General features: G+C 71.8%; 20 protein-coding genes. All 20 read right to left on the bottom strand.

Annotated features, from left to right (window positions below; genetic code table 11):
• Nucleotides 1-3 precede the first annotated feature (3 nt).
• The 20 genes from QNO09_RS35495 to QNO09_RS35400 all read right to left on the bottom strand — a co-directional run bounded on the left by QNO09_RS35495 (nt 4) and on the right by QNO09_RS35400 (nt 14,551).
• Nucleotides 4-780, bottom strand: a complete 777-nt coding sequence (locus QNO09_RS35495) for an SPDY domain-containing protein (protein ID WP_283974356.1) — start codon at nt 778-780, stop codon at nt 4-6.
• Nucleotides 781-782: 2 nt separating this feature from the next.
• On the bottom strand, nt 783-1,142 hold the full coding sequence (locus QNO09_RS35490; RefSeq protein ID WP_283974355.1) for a hypothetical protein: 360 nt from the start codon (nt 1,140-1,142) through the stop codon (nt 783-785).
• A gap of 239 nt (nt 1,143-1,381) precedes the next feature.
• Complete coding sequence (locus QNO09_RS35485; RefSeq protein WP_283974354.1) at nt 1,382-2,203, bottom strand: SPDY domain-containing protein; 822 nt, start codon at nt 2,201-2,203, stop codon at nt 1,382-1,384.
• Nucleotides 2,194-2,547 (bottom strand): hypothetical protein, encoded by a 354-nt coding sequence (locus QNO09_RS35480; protein WP_283974353.1) that lies wholly within the window; start codon nt 2,545-2,547, stop codon nt 2,194-2,196. Before QNO09_RS35480 ends, QNO09_RS35485 begins: the two co-directional genes overlap by 10 nt.
• Before the next feature lie 26 nt (nt 2,548-2,573).
• Complete coding sequence (locus tag QNO09_RS35475; RefSeq protein WP_283974352.1) at nt 2,574-3,377, bottom strand: SPDY domain-containing protein; 804 nt, start codon at nt 3,375-3,377, stop codon at nt 2,574-2,576.
• The gene (locus QNO09_RS35470) at nt 3,374-3,757 is read right to left on the bottom strand and encodes a hypothetical protein (RefSeq protein ID WP_052836952.1); all 384 of its coding nucleotides are present in this window, start codon (nt 3,755-3,757) and stop codon (nt 3,374-3,376) included. The genes QNO09_RS35475 and QNO09_RS35470 overlap by 4 nt, the downstream gene beginning before the upstream one ends.
• Before the next feature lie 279 nt (nt 3,758-4,036).
• Nucleotides 4,037-4,444: a hypothetical protein gene (locus tag QNO09_RS35465; RefSeq protein WP_283974351.1), complete on the bottom strand. Its 408-nt coding sequence runs from the start codon at nt 4,442-4,444 to the stop codon at nt 4,037-4,039.
• Between the two features lie 17 nt (nt 4,445-4,461).
• Nucleotides 4,462-5,127 carry a hypothetical protein gene (locus QNO09_RS35460; RefSeq protein ID WP_283974350.1) on the bottom strand — a complete coding sequence of 222 codons (666 nt, stop codon included), beginning with the start codon at nt 5,125-5,127 and terminating at the stop codon, nt 4,462-4,464.
• Nucleotides 5,124-5,882 carry a hypothetical protein gene (locus QNO09_RS35455; RefSeq protein WP_283974349.1) on the bottom strand — a complete coding sequence of 253 codons (759 nt, stop codon included), beginning with the start codon at nt 5,880-5,882 and terminating at the stop codon, nt 5,124-5,126. Before QNO09_RS35455 ends, QNO09_RS35460 begins: the two co-directional genes overlap by 4 nt.
• A gap of 25 nt (nt 5,883-5,907) precedes the next feature.
• On the bottom strand, nt 5,908-6,612 hold the full coding sequence (locus tag QNO09_RS35450; protein WP_283974348.1) for a hypothetical protein: 705 nt from the start codon (nt 6,610-6,612) through the stop codon (nt 5,908-5,910).
• A 13-nt stretch (nt 6,613-6,625) separates the two neighbouring features.
• Complete coding sequence (locus QNO09_RS35445; RefSeq protein ID WP_283974347.1) at nt 6,626-7,474, bottom strand: relaxase/mobilization nuclease; 849 nt, start codon at nt 7,472-7,474, stop codon at nt 6,626-6,628.
• Nucleotides 7,471-8,259, bottom strand: coding sequence for a tetratricopeptide repeat protein (locus QNO09_RS35440; protein ID WP_283974346.1), 789 nt, complete (start codon nt 8,257-8,259; stop codon nt 7,471-7,473). The genes QNO09_RS35445 and QNO09_RS35440 overlap by 4 nt, the downstream gene beginning before the upstream one ends.
• Complete coding sequence (locus QNO09_RS35435) at nt 8,256-8,693, bottom strand: hypothetical protein (protein ID WP_283974345.1); 438 nt, start codon at nt 8,691-8,693, stop codon at nt 8,256-8,258. The genes QNO09_RS35440 and QNO09_RS35435 overlap by 4 nt, the downstream gene beginning before the upstream one ends.
• Before the next feature lie 100 nt (nt 8,694-8,793).
• Entirely contained in the window at nt 8,794-9,291 is a 498-nt protein-coding gene (locus QNO09_RS35430; RefSeq protein ID WP_283974344.1) for a hypothetical protein, read from the bottom strand.
• A 37-nt stretch (nt 9,292-9,328) separates the two neighbouring features.
• Nucleotides 9,329-10,519 (bottom strand): hypothetical protein, encoded by a 1,191-nt coding sequence (locus tag QNO09_RS35425; protein WP_283974343.1) that lies wholly within the window; start codon nt 10,517-10,519, stop codon nt 9,329-9,331.
• Entirely contained in the window at nt 10,516-10,974 is a 459-nt protein-coding gene (locus tag QNO09_RS35420; protein ID WP_283974342.1) for a hypothetical protein, read from the bottom strand. Before QNO09_RS35420 ends, QNO09_RS35425 begins: the two co-directional genes overlap by 4 nt.
• 38 nt (nt 10,975-11,012) lie before the next feature.
• Entirely contained in the window at nt 11,013-12,119 is a 1,107-nt protein-coding gene (locus QNO09_RS35415; protein WP_283974341.1) for a hypothetical protein, read from the bottom strand.
• Nucleotides 12,112-12,855: a glycosyltransferase family 2 protein gene (locus QNO09_RS35410; protein WP_283974385.1), complete on the bottom strand. Its 744-nt coding sequence runs from the start codon at nt 12,853-12,855 to the stop codon at nt 12,112-12,114. The genes QNO09_RS35415 and QNO09_RS35410 overlap by 8 nt, the downstream gene beginning before the upstream one ends.
• A 43-nt stretch (nt 12,856-12,898) precedes the next feature.
• Nucleotides 12,899-13,408 carry a hypothetical protein gene (locus QNO09_RS35405; protein WP_283974340.1) on the bottom strand — a complete coding sequence of 170 codons (510 nt, stop codon included), beginning with the start codon at nt 13,406-13,408 and terminating at the stop codon, nt 12,899-12,901.
• 141 nt (nt 13,409-13,549) lie between these two features.
• Nucleotides 13,550-14,551 (bottom strand): DUF8094 domain-containing protein, encoded by a 1,002-nt coding sequence (locus tag QNO09_RS35400; RefSeq protein WP_502962387.1) that lies wholly within the window; start codon nt 14,549-14,551, stop codon nt 13,550-13,552.
• Nucleotides 14,552-14,626: the final 75 nt, after the last annotated feature.

Raw genomic sequence — 14,626 nt, 5'->3', positions numbered from 1 at the left:
GGATCAGCGCAGGCGGTGGCGCTCGGCCTGCGGCCGTTGCGGAGGATGCGTACTCGTCGCCAGCGGGCCGGATCGGCGTGCGGCGAGGGAGCGGATGCGTTCTTCCATGGCGCCGGCGACCTGCGTGGCGGGTACTTCCCGGTGCGAGAGGGTGATGAGGTCCGGGTCGCGAGTCGGGAGGCTGGAGGGGCCTGCGGTGCGCGGCACCGGTCGGGGGTCGGTGAGCGCGGCGGTGAACGCGGTGATCAGGTGCGGTGGGGTGTGCTTGCTGAAGTGGGCTTGCCACAGGAGAGCCCGGAAGTCGCGGAGGGCAGTGTCGACCCACCAGGCCCCGGTTGTCTCGTCGGCCTCGACGCGGACGGTGCCGTCGGGTGAGGCCAGCCGGTGGTGGCTGTAGGCCGGAGACCAGCCCGCTTTCAGAAGCGGCTCCTGCGGATCCCAGTTGTCTGCTTGACCGGCAGTGGGATCGGTCAGCACATCGGTGAACGCAGCGATCATTTCGACGGGGGTGCGGGCATCGAAGCAGGCGAACCAGGCGGGCCGGTCCGGCGCGGGGGCGTGCTGCAGAGTCCACCACCGTCCGTCGGGGTCGGGCTCCAGCCGCAGGAGGGCCTTCTGGTCGGGGCTGGAAAGCAGGACGCGGGGCATCAGGGGGTCGTGACCGTAGCTCCAGCCGCAGGCACGGTGGAGGGGGACGGTGATCCAGGCGGGATCGCCGCCGCCGGCCAGGTGGCGCGGGGCGATGTAGTCGATGTCGACGTTGGCGGGGCCGTCGGGCATGGTCACCGTCCCCTCGCGCCGTGTCCGCTGCGCCGGGACGTCAGGGCGGGAAGCTGCGGGCGCTTCGGCCGGGACGGTGCTCGGCGTGCGGCGGCCTGGATGTCGAGGATGGCGCGGCCGTGGCAGGCCCAGTCGTCCAGATAGCTCCAGCACTCTGCGTGGTGCTCGTCCAGCGCGTCGACATACGCTTCGCTCCCCGGTCCGGAGCCCTCGGGGAGCTGGGCCCGGGTCTGGTGCCACTGCGCGTCCAGGGTGTCGAGGTGGCTCAGTGCCTCCTCCAGGATGGTCAGTTGCCCGGGCCAGCTGTCCCGCGTGAGGTGTGCGGGCAGGTGCTGGAGCTGGAGCCGGGCGGTGGCCAGCAATTGGCGGGCGCCAGGGCGGATGCTGGCGAACGCTGCGGCGGTGTCTGCGTCACGGACGGCGGCCCGGCGGCCGTAGGCGTCCTCGTCGAAGGGCCAGCCGTCCAGGTCAGTGTTGAACTCGGTGAAGGCGTCCCAGGACGCCAGGATCCGTTCACTGTGGCGCAGGTAGCGGTTGAGGCGCCGCAGTGAGGTGCGGCGGCCGTGGTTCGTGGTGCGGGAGATGAGAGCATCCTTTTAGGTCAGCGGCGGGCGGCCGGCTGGACGGCGGTGGCGGGCGCCGGGGGTGTCGCGGGGGCGGTCTGCTGACGGCGCACGGCGCGAGCCTGTGCTCGGATCGTCTTCACCCGGGCGGTGTGCGCGTCGACTACCTGCTGTGGGCGCAGCGAACTGGGCTCCCGAACGGCACGGTGGTGAGCGGTGCGGTCGAACATGCCGCGCTGCAGGGGGCGAAGGTCGGCCAGGGCACCGAGGAAGGCGCCGGCCAGGTGATCGGGAACGTGCTCGTCGAGGAAGGCATGCCAGATCCGCGGGCCCGGGAATGATTCGTCGCTGCTTGTCCTGACCTCGATGTGCCAGGACGGCCGTTCATGGAACTCACTCATGGGGCGGTGTTCGATGCGGCACAGTGAGTCCGGAGAGAGCGCTGTCCCGGCATCGTCGTGCTGCCAGCCTGCGCTGGTCACCGGCTGCCAGGGGTCCGGCTGGAGTGAGGGCGGTGTGATGAGGGCGCCGGTGAGGCCGGCGAGGACCTCGGCCGGCACGAGTTCACCGAACTCGGCGTACCAGCCATGTTCGTTGTCGCCGGGGGCGGCCCGCAGCCGCCACCAGGCGGAGGTGGCGGACTGCGGGTCGAACTGCAGGCGGTAGCGGTGATCGGGGCTGGCCATCACGATCTCGGCGCTGAGCGGGTCGGAGACCGTGGCCCATCCGGCCGCGGCCAGGCCGTGGGTGACGTGGCGGGCGTCGCCCGGACCGGCGAGGTGGCGAGGGCTGGTGTCGAAGGGGATCTGCCCGGCGTGCTTGTCGGCGAAGGCGTCGAGCTGGCGCTCCCTCAACGGCACCGGCTGCACCCCTGCTCGCTCTCGGCGTCGTCGTGCAGCGCGCGCAGCTCGTCCAGGACGTAGTGGAGGGTGTGCTGGTCGGTCTGCTCCCAGGCGGCGGAGCGCAGCTCGGCGATCAGGAGGTTGACGTGCGCTGTGCGTGGGATGGCCTGGTGTTCCTGGATGGTGCGGGCGAGGGCCCGCAGGGTGTCGGCGAGCTGGACGGGCAGGCCCGTGTACTCGTCGAGGAGCGGCTCGACGAGGGCGAGGGCTTCGGCGGGGTCGGGATTCTCGCGCAGGTACTCGGTGACGTCCGACAGCGTTTCGGTCAGGGTGCGCAGGGTTTCCGGGGTGGGGGCGGGCATCGGGCTCCTTGAGACGGGGATGGAGGTCAGCGGCGGGTCCGGGCACCGCCGGCCGGGTTGTAGGGGCGGGTGGTGGTGCGTGGCTGGGCGCTTCGGGCGCTGTTGCGGGCCCAGGTGGCGGCGCGGGCAGCGGTTATCCGGGCCTGTTGCCACGCACTGAGCTGCGAGGGCTTGACGGAGACCGACCAGGTACGGATCTGGGCGCTGTGCGGGACACGTCCGCGTGGGCGCATCACGGGGTCCGGGGCGGCGAGTTCGGCTGAGAAGGCTTGGACCAGGTGCATCGGCGTGTTCGGCGTGAAGTTGGCTGTCCAGCCGTTGCCCTGTTTGTCCTGCGCTCCGGTCCACCACATCGCCGAGCCATCGACGCCCTGGCGGTACTGCATCCACGCGGTGCCGTCGGGGCTGGTGGCCGTGTAGTCCTGGCCCTCGAACCGCGTGTGCCAGTTCTGCTCCTGCAGAGGTGCCCAGACGTTGGGGGCGTGTGCGGAGCGGGGGCGGGTGAGGGCGTCGGTCAGACCGGCGACGATCTCCACCGGAGTCTGCCGGCCCAAGTGCGCAGACCACTCGGCGTTCGCCCCGTCTGCCCGGCCGTGGATGGTCCATCCACCGGGCAGGACGTAGGGGTCGTAGGCGACACGGACGGTGCGGTCCGGGCTCTCCATGAGCAGCGGGCCGTCCTTCTTGGACTTGTCCCGCCAGCCCGAGGCGCGCAGGAACTCCGAGACGTGCCGGACGTCACCGCCGCCGGCCAGGGCACGGGGCTGGACGAGGTAGTGCTGCTCGGCTTGCTCGCCCGGCCCCCAGCCCTGCCACTGCTTCTTCTTCACCGGCGCCGCCGTACGACGAGCGGGGCAGGAGCCGGAGGCTTCGCGGCGCTGGTGGCCGGTCGAGTGCCGAGGTGCTGGAGGAGGTCTTGGTGCTCGTCCAGGTCCAGGCTGATGTCGTGCAGTTCGTTGGCGGCACGGCCCAAGGCGAGCCATACCTCCGCTGGCAGGGCGCCTCGTTCCGCCTCGCTCTTGGCGAAGTGGCTGCCGGTGATGACGAGGTGAGTGACGCCGCCGAGGACTCCGTTGTCCGGGTCGAGGACGCGGGCGATGACCTGCGCTGCCTGGGGCGGGGGAAGCTGAGAGAGGTGGTCGGAGAGCTGGCCGAGCTGGCGGGTGATCTCGTCGGCCAGTCTCACCGGGTAGGGGGCGGGGTGGGACATGCTCCTCCGGGTGCGTGGACGGTCAGTGGTGGTGGCGCTGCCCGACGCGTTGCGCCTCGGTGGGGACGGCTTCCGGGCGGGCGCCGGCCAGTGGGGAGGCGCGGTCGGGGCCGGCCGTGATGCAGGCGCGTAGATAGCGGCGGAACAGGGCGGTTGCGAGCCGGGGTTTGAGCCGATGGCTGATCGGTGCGGGTGTGCGTTCTGCTACGGGTTTCTCCGTGGAATCGGGCGGCGGGGAGGTGGGCGGCCCCGGCGTGGTGCCGGGGCCGCCCGGGTGTTTTACGGGGTGCGGCGGGCCGGTGCGGAGTGCGAGGGGGGACTGGCGGGCACCGGTTGCTGCGGGGCGGGGCGGGCCGCGCGCGCCCGGAGGCGGTGCACGGCCTGCTGGTAGAGGGCCTCGTCGAAGACCTCGGGGTCGCAGTTGACCGTGTATCCGGCCAGGAGCAGGGCGGGGATGGCGCGGTTCGCTAGGCGTTTCTGCTCCTCGGCACCGAGGTGATCGGGCACGGTGTGCCAGATGTAGAGCGGCTCGCCTGTGGGGTATTCGTGGCGTTCGAGGCCGAGCTGTTCCAGCAGGTCGTGGAGTCCAGCGGGGGCGCCGGTGGGGGTGTCGGCGTGGATGGTGGTCGTCAGGGCCTTGATGTAGATCTCGACGTCTGTGCCGTACTCGTCGGCCAGATTGGCCATACGCTTCTTCTCCGGGGTCAGCGGCGGCGGGAAACCGGGGACTGTGCACGGCCCGCTGCCGGTGCCGGTGCCGGGGCCGGTGCGGTCGCCGGCGGCTGCGTCCGGCGGGCGGCGTGGTTGCGGGCGTGCAGGACGACGCGGGCGGCTTCGCTCAGGGAGTTGGCCGTGCTACCGAGCCGTGCGATGGGCTCGGGTTCCTCGCCGGGCGCGGCGCCTTGGAGATCACTGGCGGTGATCCAGGCGCGGACGATCACTTCTCTGGTCAGGGGCAGCAGCCCGTGCACGGGCGCAGCGACCTCGGTCAGGACCTCGGCCACCGCGCTGCTGGTCTCGGCGGCCGAGACCCGCTCGGCGAGTTGGGTGAGGTAGCGCAGGGCTGCGTCACGGTCGCCGTCGGGTGTGGCCAGCATGTTCAGGGCGGGGTCGAGGTGGACGCTGTGGCCGGCGGCGAGCAGGGCGTGCGAGGCGCCGGTCGCCTTCAGGCGCTGCTGCTCGATGGGCAGGCCGTGCGGAAGACGGTGGTAGTCCCCGCGGGGCCCGGGAGCGGAGAGGAAGCCACCGGTCCGCTGGAGGATGTCCGCTGCCTGCTCGGTGCCCCCGATGGCCACGACCAGGCCGGTGCGGGCGTCCTTGGTGATGGTGACGTACTCCAGGACCCAGAAGTCGGGCTCCGTCTGGTTCATCGCGTCCTGGCGGTGGGTGTGCGGGCGCCGGTGGGGGCCGGCGGCATGGATGCCGAGGCTGCGGTGGGTGCGATCCGGGCTGCGGGGTGTTGGAGGGCGGTGCCGATACCGAGCGCGTCGAGCTGCGGGCCGATCTCGCGCAGGGCGCGGGCCTGGGCCTGGGTGTCGTTGCTTTCCAGGCGGTAGATGCCGCTATGCGGGTCCTGGACGAAGCCGTGGGCGGCGAGGATGGTGCCGGCCCGGTCGTCGGCGGGGGCGGTGGCGACACTGCCGTCCGGCTGCCAGGTCAGGACGACCCGGTCCGGCTGGGAGGGCTGGATGCCGTCCAGGGCGTTGTGCCGGACCTGGGCGAGCGCACGGTCGTAGCGGACGAGCAGATCATTTGCGACCTGCTCGGCGCCGAGGAACGGGTCGTCGGTCAGGGCGATGCCGTTGGGCTCGGGGACGGCGCGGTACGCCTCGTCCGGCAGGGCGTGCGGGGCGACGGCGGCGAGGAGGAAGCCGTCGCGTTCGTCGTGCCGGTCGATCAGGACGAGCTGGGCGCCGTCAGAGCGGCTGAGGACGGCTGCCTGCTGCAGGGGGTGTTCGGCCAGGGAGGCGGCGACCAGGTCCAGGTCCCAGATGCGGTCGGTGAGTTCGGCGAGGTCGTCCTTGTCGTCGGCCGTCAGGTGCGTGCTGGTCCAGGTGTCGGGGAGTTCGCCGGCGAGGACGTCGGCGTAGGAGGCGAGGCGCTCGGAGGCGCTGTGGTCGTGCATGGTGTCCTTGGGCAGTTGCAGGGGCTCAGCGGCGCAAGCGGGTGGCACCGACGGGTGGCGGTGCCGGGGCCGGCATGGCACGGGGCGGGGGCGGGCAGGCGCACACCGCGGAGCGTTCGGGCTCGTGGTCGGGAACCTGCTCGGTGCAGGAGCGGCGGCCGGGGTGAGGGGCGTGCCGGTCGGCCAGCTGTTCGCGGGTGTGCGCGAGGTCGGAGTGGATGACGCGGACGTATTCGTCGGCGAGGTAGCGCAGGCGCCGGGCGGTGTACGGATCGCTCGCGTCGCCGAGGCCGTCGAAGAACTCCGCCAGGGCGCCGAGGGTTTCCTCGAACCCGGCGAGGATGCCGTCGTGGGGCGCGGTGAGTTCGGTGAGTATGTCGGCTGCCTCAGTGGTGTCGGTGGCCTTGCGGAGGCGTTCGGCGAGGTGGGAGACCGAGGCGCCGAGCGTGGGATAGGCCGCGGGGCGGGCTTCGGTGTCGAAGCGCTCGTCGCAGTCGACGTGGTACCCGACGGCCCGCAGGCGCCCTACGGCATCGGTGGCGAGACGGGACTCGTCGTCCTCGGTCAGGCCGGCGGGGGCGCGGTGGTAGCTCTCGTGGAGGCGGACGACAGCGACGAATCCCGCGCGCTGGAGAATGCTGTGTGCCTCAACGTCGCCTCCGCAGGCGAGGAGTTCGCCGGAGTGCGGGTCACGGCGGATGTCCAGGAAGCGGCCGGTGGTGCGGGGCAAAGAGACGTTTCTCCTACGGAGATCGGTGGGCGGTGCGCTGGGCCGCGGCCGGTGCGGCGGCGACCCGGGGCTGGACCAGATGGGCCGCAGTGGCGTCCAGGTCCTGCTGAATCGCGTGGAGGCGGCGGGCGATCAGCTCCAGACGGTGCGCCGTGTCCGTGCCGGCAGCCCCCGGCTGGCGGGCGATCCGGTAAGCGGTGTGCTCGACCAGTCCGCGGACCGTGGCCAGCGGGCCAGCCTGTTCGTCGGCGAGCTGCGTGAGGACGCCGGCGAGCTGCGCCGATGCGGTCGGGACCGTACGGGCAGCGGACCACTGCGTGGTGCCGGCGCGGACGGGGATCAGGTTCAGGTCCTGCTCGATGCGGCGCGCTTCGTCCGCAAGCCGTCGCAGGATGTCGGCGGGAGGGGTGCGCCAGGTGCCGTCGAGGTGGATCAGGTTGGCGATCAGATCCAGACGTCCGGGCTGGCCCTGGACAGCGATCCACCGCCAACCGTGCTCTGCGGCGCCGGGCACCTCGATACCAGCGGCCCGCGCGAACCGGTGGGCAGTTTCGGACCACTCGGGACCTGTCAGCTCCCGGTCGTCCGGGTGGAGCCGGACGTCGAGATGGAGGATCGCGTGCCGGTCGTCGTCCGGGCTGGCAGCGAACGGATGCTCCAAGTAAGGATCTTCGAGGTGCTCGGCCCACTCAACGGACGTCCAGGTCCTCTGCTCGTCGTCCGGGGTGTAGTAGTCCAGGCCCGGCCAGTGGGCGACCACGGTGTACTCCGTCAGGCCCTCGTTCGGGGAAAGGGGCCGCCCGAGCGCCTCGGCCAGCGGTTCGCGCGGCGAGTGGGCCCTTGCGTGCAGGCGGGGGATCATGACGGCACCCCGCTCGACGTGCGGGTGGGTGACCGGTGCTGATGAAGGTCGCGGGCTGCACAGAGCAGCGAGCGCTCGCGGACCAGGTCGGCGTGAACCGAGATGTCTCCCGGCGGAAGACAGTCGATCGCCCTGTCGATGGCGCTCAGCCCCTCGTCGTACCGGCCCAGCCGGCGCAGGGCACCCGCCACGCGGAAGAGGACGATCGGGTCGGTGCCGGTGGCGAGGGCGGGCCGGGAGCTGAGGGCCAGGAGACGCTCCGCACCCTCGTCCAGGTCCTGGCCGAGCCACAGCCCGTGCAGCAGGACGTGCAGGGTCTTGGGGTGCTCCTCGGCCTCGGTGAGGACCTCGTCCATGACCGTCAGGCCCTCGGGGCGGGACTGGCCAAGCAGCGCGAAGGCGTACAGGGCGCGGGTGTAGCAGTCCAGCGGCTGACGCGCGGTCTCCGCGAGGTGCTCGACGAGACGTTGGAGGGTGGGACAGCGGAAGTCGAACCGAAGGGCGCTCAGGTACAGATGCGCCAAGGTGCGGGCGGTGATCGGATTACGGTCCGTTGCGAGGACATCCTCCGGGGACAGCAGGCCCAGGACGCTGCGGCCGACTGACCGTGCCGCCCAGGCAGCGTCCGCGCACACCTCGGCTGAGGTTTTCCAGTCGGCCCGGATGTCGCGGAGGTCTTCGGCCAGGTGCAGCGGCCAGGAAGGGTCGTCCGGAGTTGCGGTGGCTCGGGCCCTGGCCTTGTGGAGCGCAGCGGCACGGTCGGGGCGGTTCGTGGGAAGAGTCACCGGCCGCCCCTGGTGTCTGCGGTGTGCACGAGCTGGCCCAGGGCGGTGGTGGTGTACCAGCCGCAGTCGATCAGCTCGTCGCGGTCGGCGAACCGCGTAAGGAGGGCGTCTTCCATGGCCCGCAGGTAGATCAGGCAGTCCGGGCAGCGGCGCGAGAGGTGCACGAGGTAGCGGGGGTGAGCGGTGACGTAGGACTGGGCACCGCCGGTGGGATCACGCAGTCGCCATCCGTCCTCGTCGGTGGGGGTGTGCCAGGAGGGGGCGACGATGCGCATGGAGTCTCCCCACAGTTCCCCGCCGGCCACCCCCTTGAGGACGACGACGGTGTCCCCGGCCTGAAAGTGGGCGTGGGTGATATCGCGGGTGGGAGTGAGCGGGTCGGGGGTGAGGGCGGTGACGGGGGTGGGTTGATGGTCCCAGGACGGAGGGAGCACGCGGTTCCTTCCACGCGATTGCTGTCGAGGTGGGAGCATCAATAGTCCGGAGGAACGCCGGTTTGGCTAACCGGCGTTTCCCGGCTATGTTGCCCCGTCGTCAGCGGAACGGGTTCTCCGTCCCGCGGTCCGCCTCGGTGGCTGCGTCGAGGAGTTCGAGCAGGTCAGTGCCTTCGGAGTCGCGCTGGTCGATCCACCATCCAGCGCGGGTGATGGAGCGGGCCTTCTCCTCCAGTTCCGCCCAGTCCGCGTCGTCCCAACTGCCCTCCACAACCAGGGCGGTGTGCGCGGACGTCATCAGCTGATGGCGGGAGCGCTCGCCCCAGTCCAGGGCCTTCTCCGGGCCCTCCAGCTGCGGCATGTCGAACTGCTTGGCCCAGGTGGCGGCTGCCTCCTGCTCGACGGCGCGCTTCGCCGCGAGCCACTCTTCCTTGGACTCGGAGTCAGCGTCGCGCGTCGCCTTCCAGCAGTCGGTGCAGTCCTTCGACGCGAGCCAACGGGCGAAGCCCGCCCGCTTGTCGGCGGGGCGGTTGGACAGGTCATGATTTACACGGTGGGAGCAGGCGTGCTCCACGGTCCAGTGCGTACGCACGGCCATAGTTGGGTCTCCTTGAAGGGGTAGGAAGTGGTGGGGGCTAGCGGTGGCGGGCGGTCGCGCTGGCGCGGGGCGGCGGTGCGGGCGGTGTGGTGTCCACGGCCGGGCGCGGGCGGGTGCGCAGCACGGGGGTGCGGTGCGGGGGCAGGACGGCGACGGTCGCCCCGAGGTCTTCGGCTGCCTCTTCGACTTCGCGGGTGAGGAACTCGATCTGCCGGCCCAGCGCTGAGAGGCGGGCGGCGATCTGGCGGCCCTGCACGGTCTCCAGGGCGCTGGCGAACTGGCTGCTCGTCTTCAGAAGTTCCTGCAGGCGGACCATCGGGCCGGCGGCGTAGCCGCGCTGGACGGCTCCCAGGAGAGCGTTCGAGGCGTCACCGGCACTGTGGCCTTCGACGACGTCGCGGATGAGGTCTTGCAGGGACAGCTCCGGGGCTGGTGCCGGGCGGTTGAATCGGGAGATGTCCGAGCGCAGCACGCCGGGCGGGGCCGGAGCGGGCAGGGCCTTGCCCGCCTCGTACTCGTGGGCGAAGTGCCCGATCACCTGCCAGCCCGGTACGCCCGGGTCGCCGCGCAGCGCGACCACTGTTGAGTCGTCGTCCTCGACGAGGTAAGCGAGGGTGATCGGCTGTCCGTCGGCGGCGTACCACGACTCGGTCAGTTCCAGCTCGCCACGCGTCTGTGCGGCCTGGGCCCTGTCGGTCCACAGCTGCTGTTCCTCGTCGGTCAGCGGAGCCTTGTGGTGCTGGCCGTCGCGCTGGTCGGCGAGGTTGCTGGCGATCGGGCTGTGGTCCGCCCAGGCGGTGAGGTGCGGCCACAGGGCCGCGTGCTGAGCGCGCTCGGCGGGGGACCCGGGCGCGGCCGGCCGGTCGAGGGCCCGGCGGATTTCGGCGGCGGAGGATGCCAGGCCGTCCAGGACGGCCCGCCACCCGGTCAGGTGCCGGGCGGGCGGCAACTCGTCGAGCGCGAGTCGGGCGGCATCGAGGAGAGCCTCGGCGTGGGGGGCGAGGTGGGTGGTGTACGCCTCCACCGCCGCCTTGTCACGGTGGGCTCGTGCGGCTGCAGCGGCGTCTGCGTGGACGGTGCGGCCGTAGCGGTCGCGTGTCATGTCGAGGGCGGCATCGGTCTCGCAGTCGATGACTGCCATCCGCAGCCGGAAGTCGCGTGCCTTGCTGGCCAGTGCGGGTGCTGTCGGCAAGGGGCTGTCGGGGGCCGGACTGCTCGTGTGGGTCATCGGGACCGCCCGCCGACCGCGGCCGTCAGGTGGACGGTGGGAGCGTAGGTGGGCTTCGGCGGGATCGGCCGGGCCGACGAAGGGGAGGTGGTGGGCGGCGTGGAGCGCTGCGTCGTTCGGCCGGCGGCGGCCTGGGCGAGCCGGCTGCGGCGCTCCTGGAGTCCGTTGGGCCGGACGGGGCGCGGCGGGCCGGTGGAGAGGGCCGGGTTGAGGCGGATGTCGGCCTGCACGGTGTAGCCGTGGCGGCGAAGGTCGTGGACGGCCTGGCGGGTGCGTCGGACTCCGTCGCGCTCGGGCTCGCTGAGGCGGTACAGCCCCGGTTCACCGGGGACGGGCTCGAACTGTTCGCGCTCCAGGAACCAGTGGGCGAGGTGCTGGGGAATCGAGGAGGTGAAGGAGGCGACGAAGCCGTGTTCCTTGTGGTCGCCGAAGGAGAAGTGGGTGCCGGGTTGCAAAGGGGCGGGAGTCTCCAGACGTTGTCGGGGTGGAACGGTCAGTGGCTGCGGTACGCGGGCCGGGCCGCGGCGAGGGGGCGGGATGGCGCTGTGACGGGGAGCGCCGGGCGGCGGTGGGGTGCGCTCATGCGGGCCTGGCGCAAGAACGCTTCGCCGTCGGTGAGCCACGTCTCGATCGCCGGCCACGCGCGTGCTCGACGCTCCTGCTCCGGCACGGCACCACCGTGGACGATCTCGTCGACCAGGGCTTCGGCATTGTTCACGGCCTCGGCCAGACGGGAGAGGGCTGCGGCGTCGTCGGGCCACGGGCTGTTCGCGGGTCGGCACCGGTCGAGCAGCGTCGGGGCGTGGTCGACGACGGTCAGGAAACGGTGCCAGGCGTGGTCGAGGAACAGCTCCGTCGAGGCGCCGAGGGCGGCGGCGCTCAGAGGGGTGGCGTCGCTGTAGCGGCCGGAGGCGTTCATGGCCTGCCAGGTGTCGTGCTCGGAGCGGATGTCCCCGAGCACGGCGGCGATGGCCGCCGTCTGGCGGGCATGGACGGCCTGCTCGTAGGAGGGAAGGTACCGGTCGGTGAGGGCCTGGGCAGCCCGCCCGGGGAACTGCGGCAGGACGATGCTGCGCGGGGCGTGGGGATCGCCGTAGCCCCCTTCGAGCCCCTCCGGCGAGAAGGCGCCCACCAGGTAGTCGAGTTGACGGCCGGGCCGCTCGATGAACAACAGCGTGGTGCCCTGCCCCGCGTCGGTGAGGACCGCGGCGTAGGGGATCCGCTCGCTCTGGACGGCGCGGCCGAGTTCGCCGCTGTCCCAGATCCAGGGGACCAGGTCTTCCTGCCAGGCAGGGTGCGCATAGATCTCGACCGAGGCGTGCCACTGGCCGGGCAGCAGGCGCGCGAGGTCACGGGCGGTGTCGCCGATGAACCGGCGGCTGCTCGTGTGCACGCTGGCGCGATGCCGCTTCGCGCACGTGACCAGATCGACCACGGTGGTATGGGTGCCGTCCGCGGGCAGGTGCCAGACGCCGTCGTCGTCCCGCTGGAAGCCACTCTCCGCGAGGGCGGTGTGCGCCCACGGGTACTGCTCGCCAGAGGCGATGGCGACGATCCCGGACTCCCGGCTGTGCGACAGGACGATCTGCGCCTCAGACACGGACCAGGTCCTCGCCACCGCGCAGGACGGCACGCAGGCTGCGGCCGTACGCCCAGGCGTGCTCCCGGGCCGCCGCCTCCAGCTGGTCGTATCCGACCTGGGCCGTCATCTGCCCGGGGTGCTTGCGGTATCTGTACACGGGGACCGGCAGCAGGATTCCGGGCGCGAGCGTGGTGACGCCGAGGGCCGCGCAGTAGTCCTCGCCCTGGACGAGACCGCCCATCGGAGCGGCGCGCACGAGGTCGGTGCGGGCGAGGATCGTGGTCGGCCCGATGGGGATGGTGTCCGTCGGCGACTTCCAATAGGTCCACACGTCGCCGGCCTCGTGCCGGCCGGGCGGGGTGGGGCAGCGCCACAGGGTGGTCGAGCCGTCGGGGTGTTGGTCCTCGCTCCAGCCCGCGCACCAGCCGACCCCGGTGGATTTCAGGGTGTTCAGCCGTACGGACATGGCGTCATCGGTGAACTGGTCGTCATCGTCGGCCCAGTTGACGTAGGGGGTGCGCACGTGGGTGAGGGCCAGGTTCCTGGCGCAGGCTGCGCCGACCGGCCGGGGCAGCGTCAGTGTGCGGATGCGGGAGTCCTGCGCGAGCGGGGCCGGCAGGTGTTCGGGTGTGGTGCCGTCGAGCGCGATCACGGCCTCCCATGGCACGGACTGCCGGGTGAGGCTGGCATGCATGGCGGTCAGGTAGTCGAGGCGGTCGTCGCGCAGACGGGTGGCGATGACGACCGTAATCAGGGGAGCGGGCAGGGAAGTCTCCGGCAATGAGGGGCGGTGCGGGTCAGCGGCGGGCAGCCGTGCGGGGCCCGGTCGGCGCTGCACCGGCAGCGGGCAGCGGCGGGCGCGTGGCGCGCGAGGTGGTGGGCGCCCGGCGTGTGGTGATGGCGGGCCAGTGCGCCGGGTGGTCGCTGAAGGGGGTGCTGGGGTCGGTGTCCCAGGCCACGAGGGGGCCCGTGCCTGTGTGAGCCATGCTGATCACTTCGATGCCCTGCGGATGCAGGATGTAGCCCCACTGCATGCCCAGTTCACCGACGGTGGTGTCGGTGACCGTCATGCGCACCGGGGGCGAGCCGTCCGGAGTGATCAGGTGATCGAGGGTCCGGCTGGGCCAGTGTTCGCCGCCGGTCAGCGCGGCCACGAGCGTGGGCGGGGCGTCGTCGAGGAGATCGGTGCCGAGTTCGTCCCAGCCGACGGCGATGTCGTCGATGAGGTGCTGGGACATGGCCTCGACGTCGCGTCCGAACTTGTACTGGTAGGCGGCTAGGAGGAGTGGGAGGTGGTGGCTGGGCACGCCGTCGAGCTGGACGTGGATGCCGCTGTACCCCGTGCCGGCGGTGGGGCGGGCGATGAAGGAGTGTGTGGACAGGGAGTTCTCCGAAGCGAGCAGGGGGCGGGGATGTCCGGCGGCCGTCGAAGTGGCGGGCGGGTGCGGCTACGCGCGGTGCGACCAGGAGGCGACCGGGGGGCCGGATGCGTCGGTGCGGGCGCAGGTGTAGCCGATCAGGCGGGAGGGCTCGGCTTTCGCGGGGACGGTGGCGGCGTCGTTGCACACGAACGTGTACCGGATGGACATGCGGGGCACGTCGTGCAACCAGGCCCGGTCACCCTTGCCGGGGTTGATCTGCAGGCCGGAGTGCGCGACGGCGTCGGTCTGGGCGTGCGTGTGGGAGAAGAGGACCAGCGCGCCGCCGTCTGCCGTCTTGAGGGCGTAGGCGTCCGTGAAGCGGTTGTCGGCTCCGTCGAAGACGCTGGTTCCCTTGTCACCGAAACGGGTTGCGGCATCGCTGTGGACCTTGACCTGCCGCTTGCTGGCCTCGGTCGGCGCGAACACCTTGCTTCCGGTGTTCGTGCCTCCGGTGGCGAAGTTGTCCAGCACGGCAGTACGCAGAACGTCGGCGTCGGCGGCCAGGTGCTTGTTGTCGTTGGCGGCGACGGCCGTCGCGTATCCCTCACGGTCCAGGGCGACGTCGGGCAGCTTCTGGCTGTCCAGGTCGACGACGGAGACCATCTCCCAGCGCTCGTGCTGGGGCTGTTCGGCGAACACGGCCAGCCGTGAGGGGGCCTTGCCCTTCTCGCTGGAGAGGGCGGCAGCGAACCAGCCTTCCTGCCCAGCAGCCAGGCGGGGGATGTACAGCTTGGCGCCGGCGACGTCGTAGGACCACGCCTTGTAGGGCTTGCGGTCCTTGGCGGGAAGCCCTTCGGTCTCGGTGTAGTCCGAGACGGACATCGCGTACAGCGGTCCGTCCTCGACCGTGTCGAGCAGGCGCCGGTCGCGGTCGGCGTTGGCCTCGTTGTTGATCTTGGAATAGCGGGTGATGACGTCGCGGGCCTGGGCGGCGCTGAGAGCGGGCGCGAGCTTCGGGGCGGTGCTGGCGCTGGGCGTCTGCCGGGCCTGGGCGGGGCCGTCTTCGCCGGAGCAGCCGGTGAGGGCCAGGGTGAGACAGGCGGCGCCGATGATCAGCGGCAGGGTACGGCGGGCGGTGCGGATGGAGGCTCCAAGGGTTCACAG

The sequence above is a fragment of the Streptomyces sp. 378 genome (genome assembly GCF_030124145.1).
Taxonomy (GTDB): Bacteria; Actinomycetota; Actinomycetes; order Streptomycetales; family Streptomycetaceae; genus Streptomyces.
Note: the sequence above shows the minus strand (reverse complement) of the source record. Positions and strands in the feature narration are given on the sequence as shown.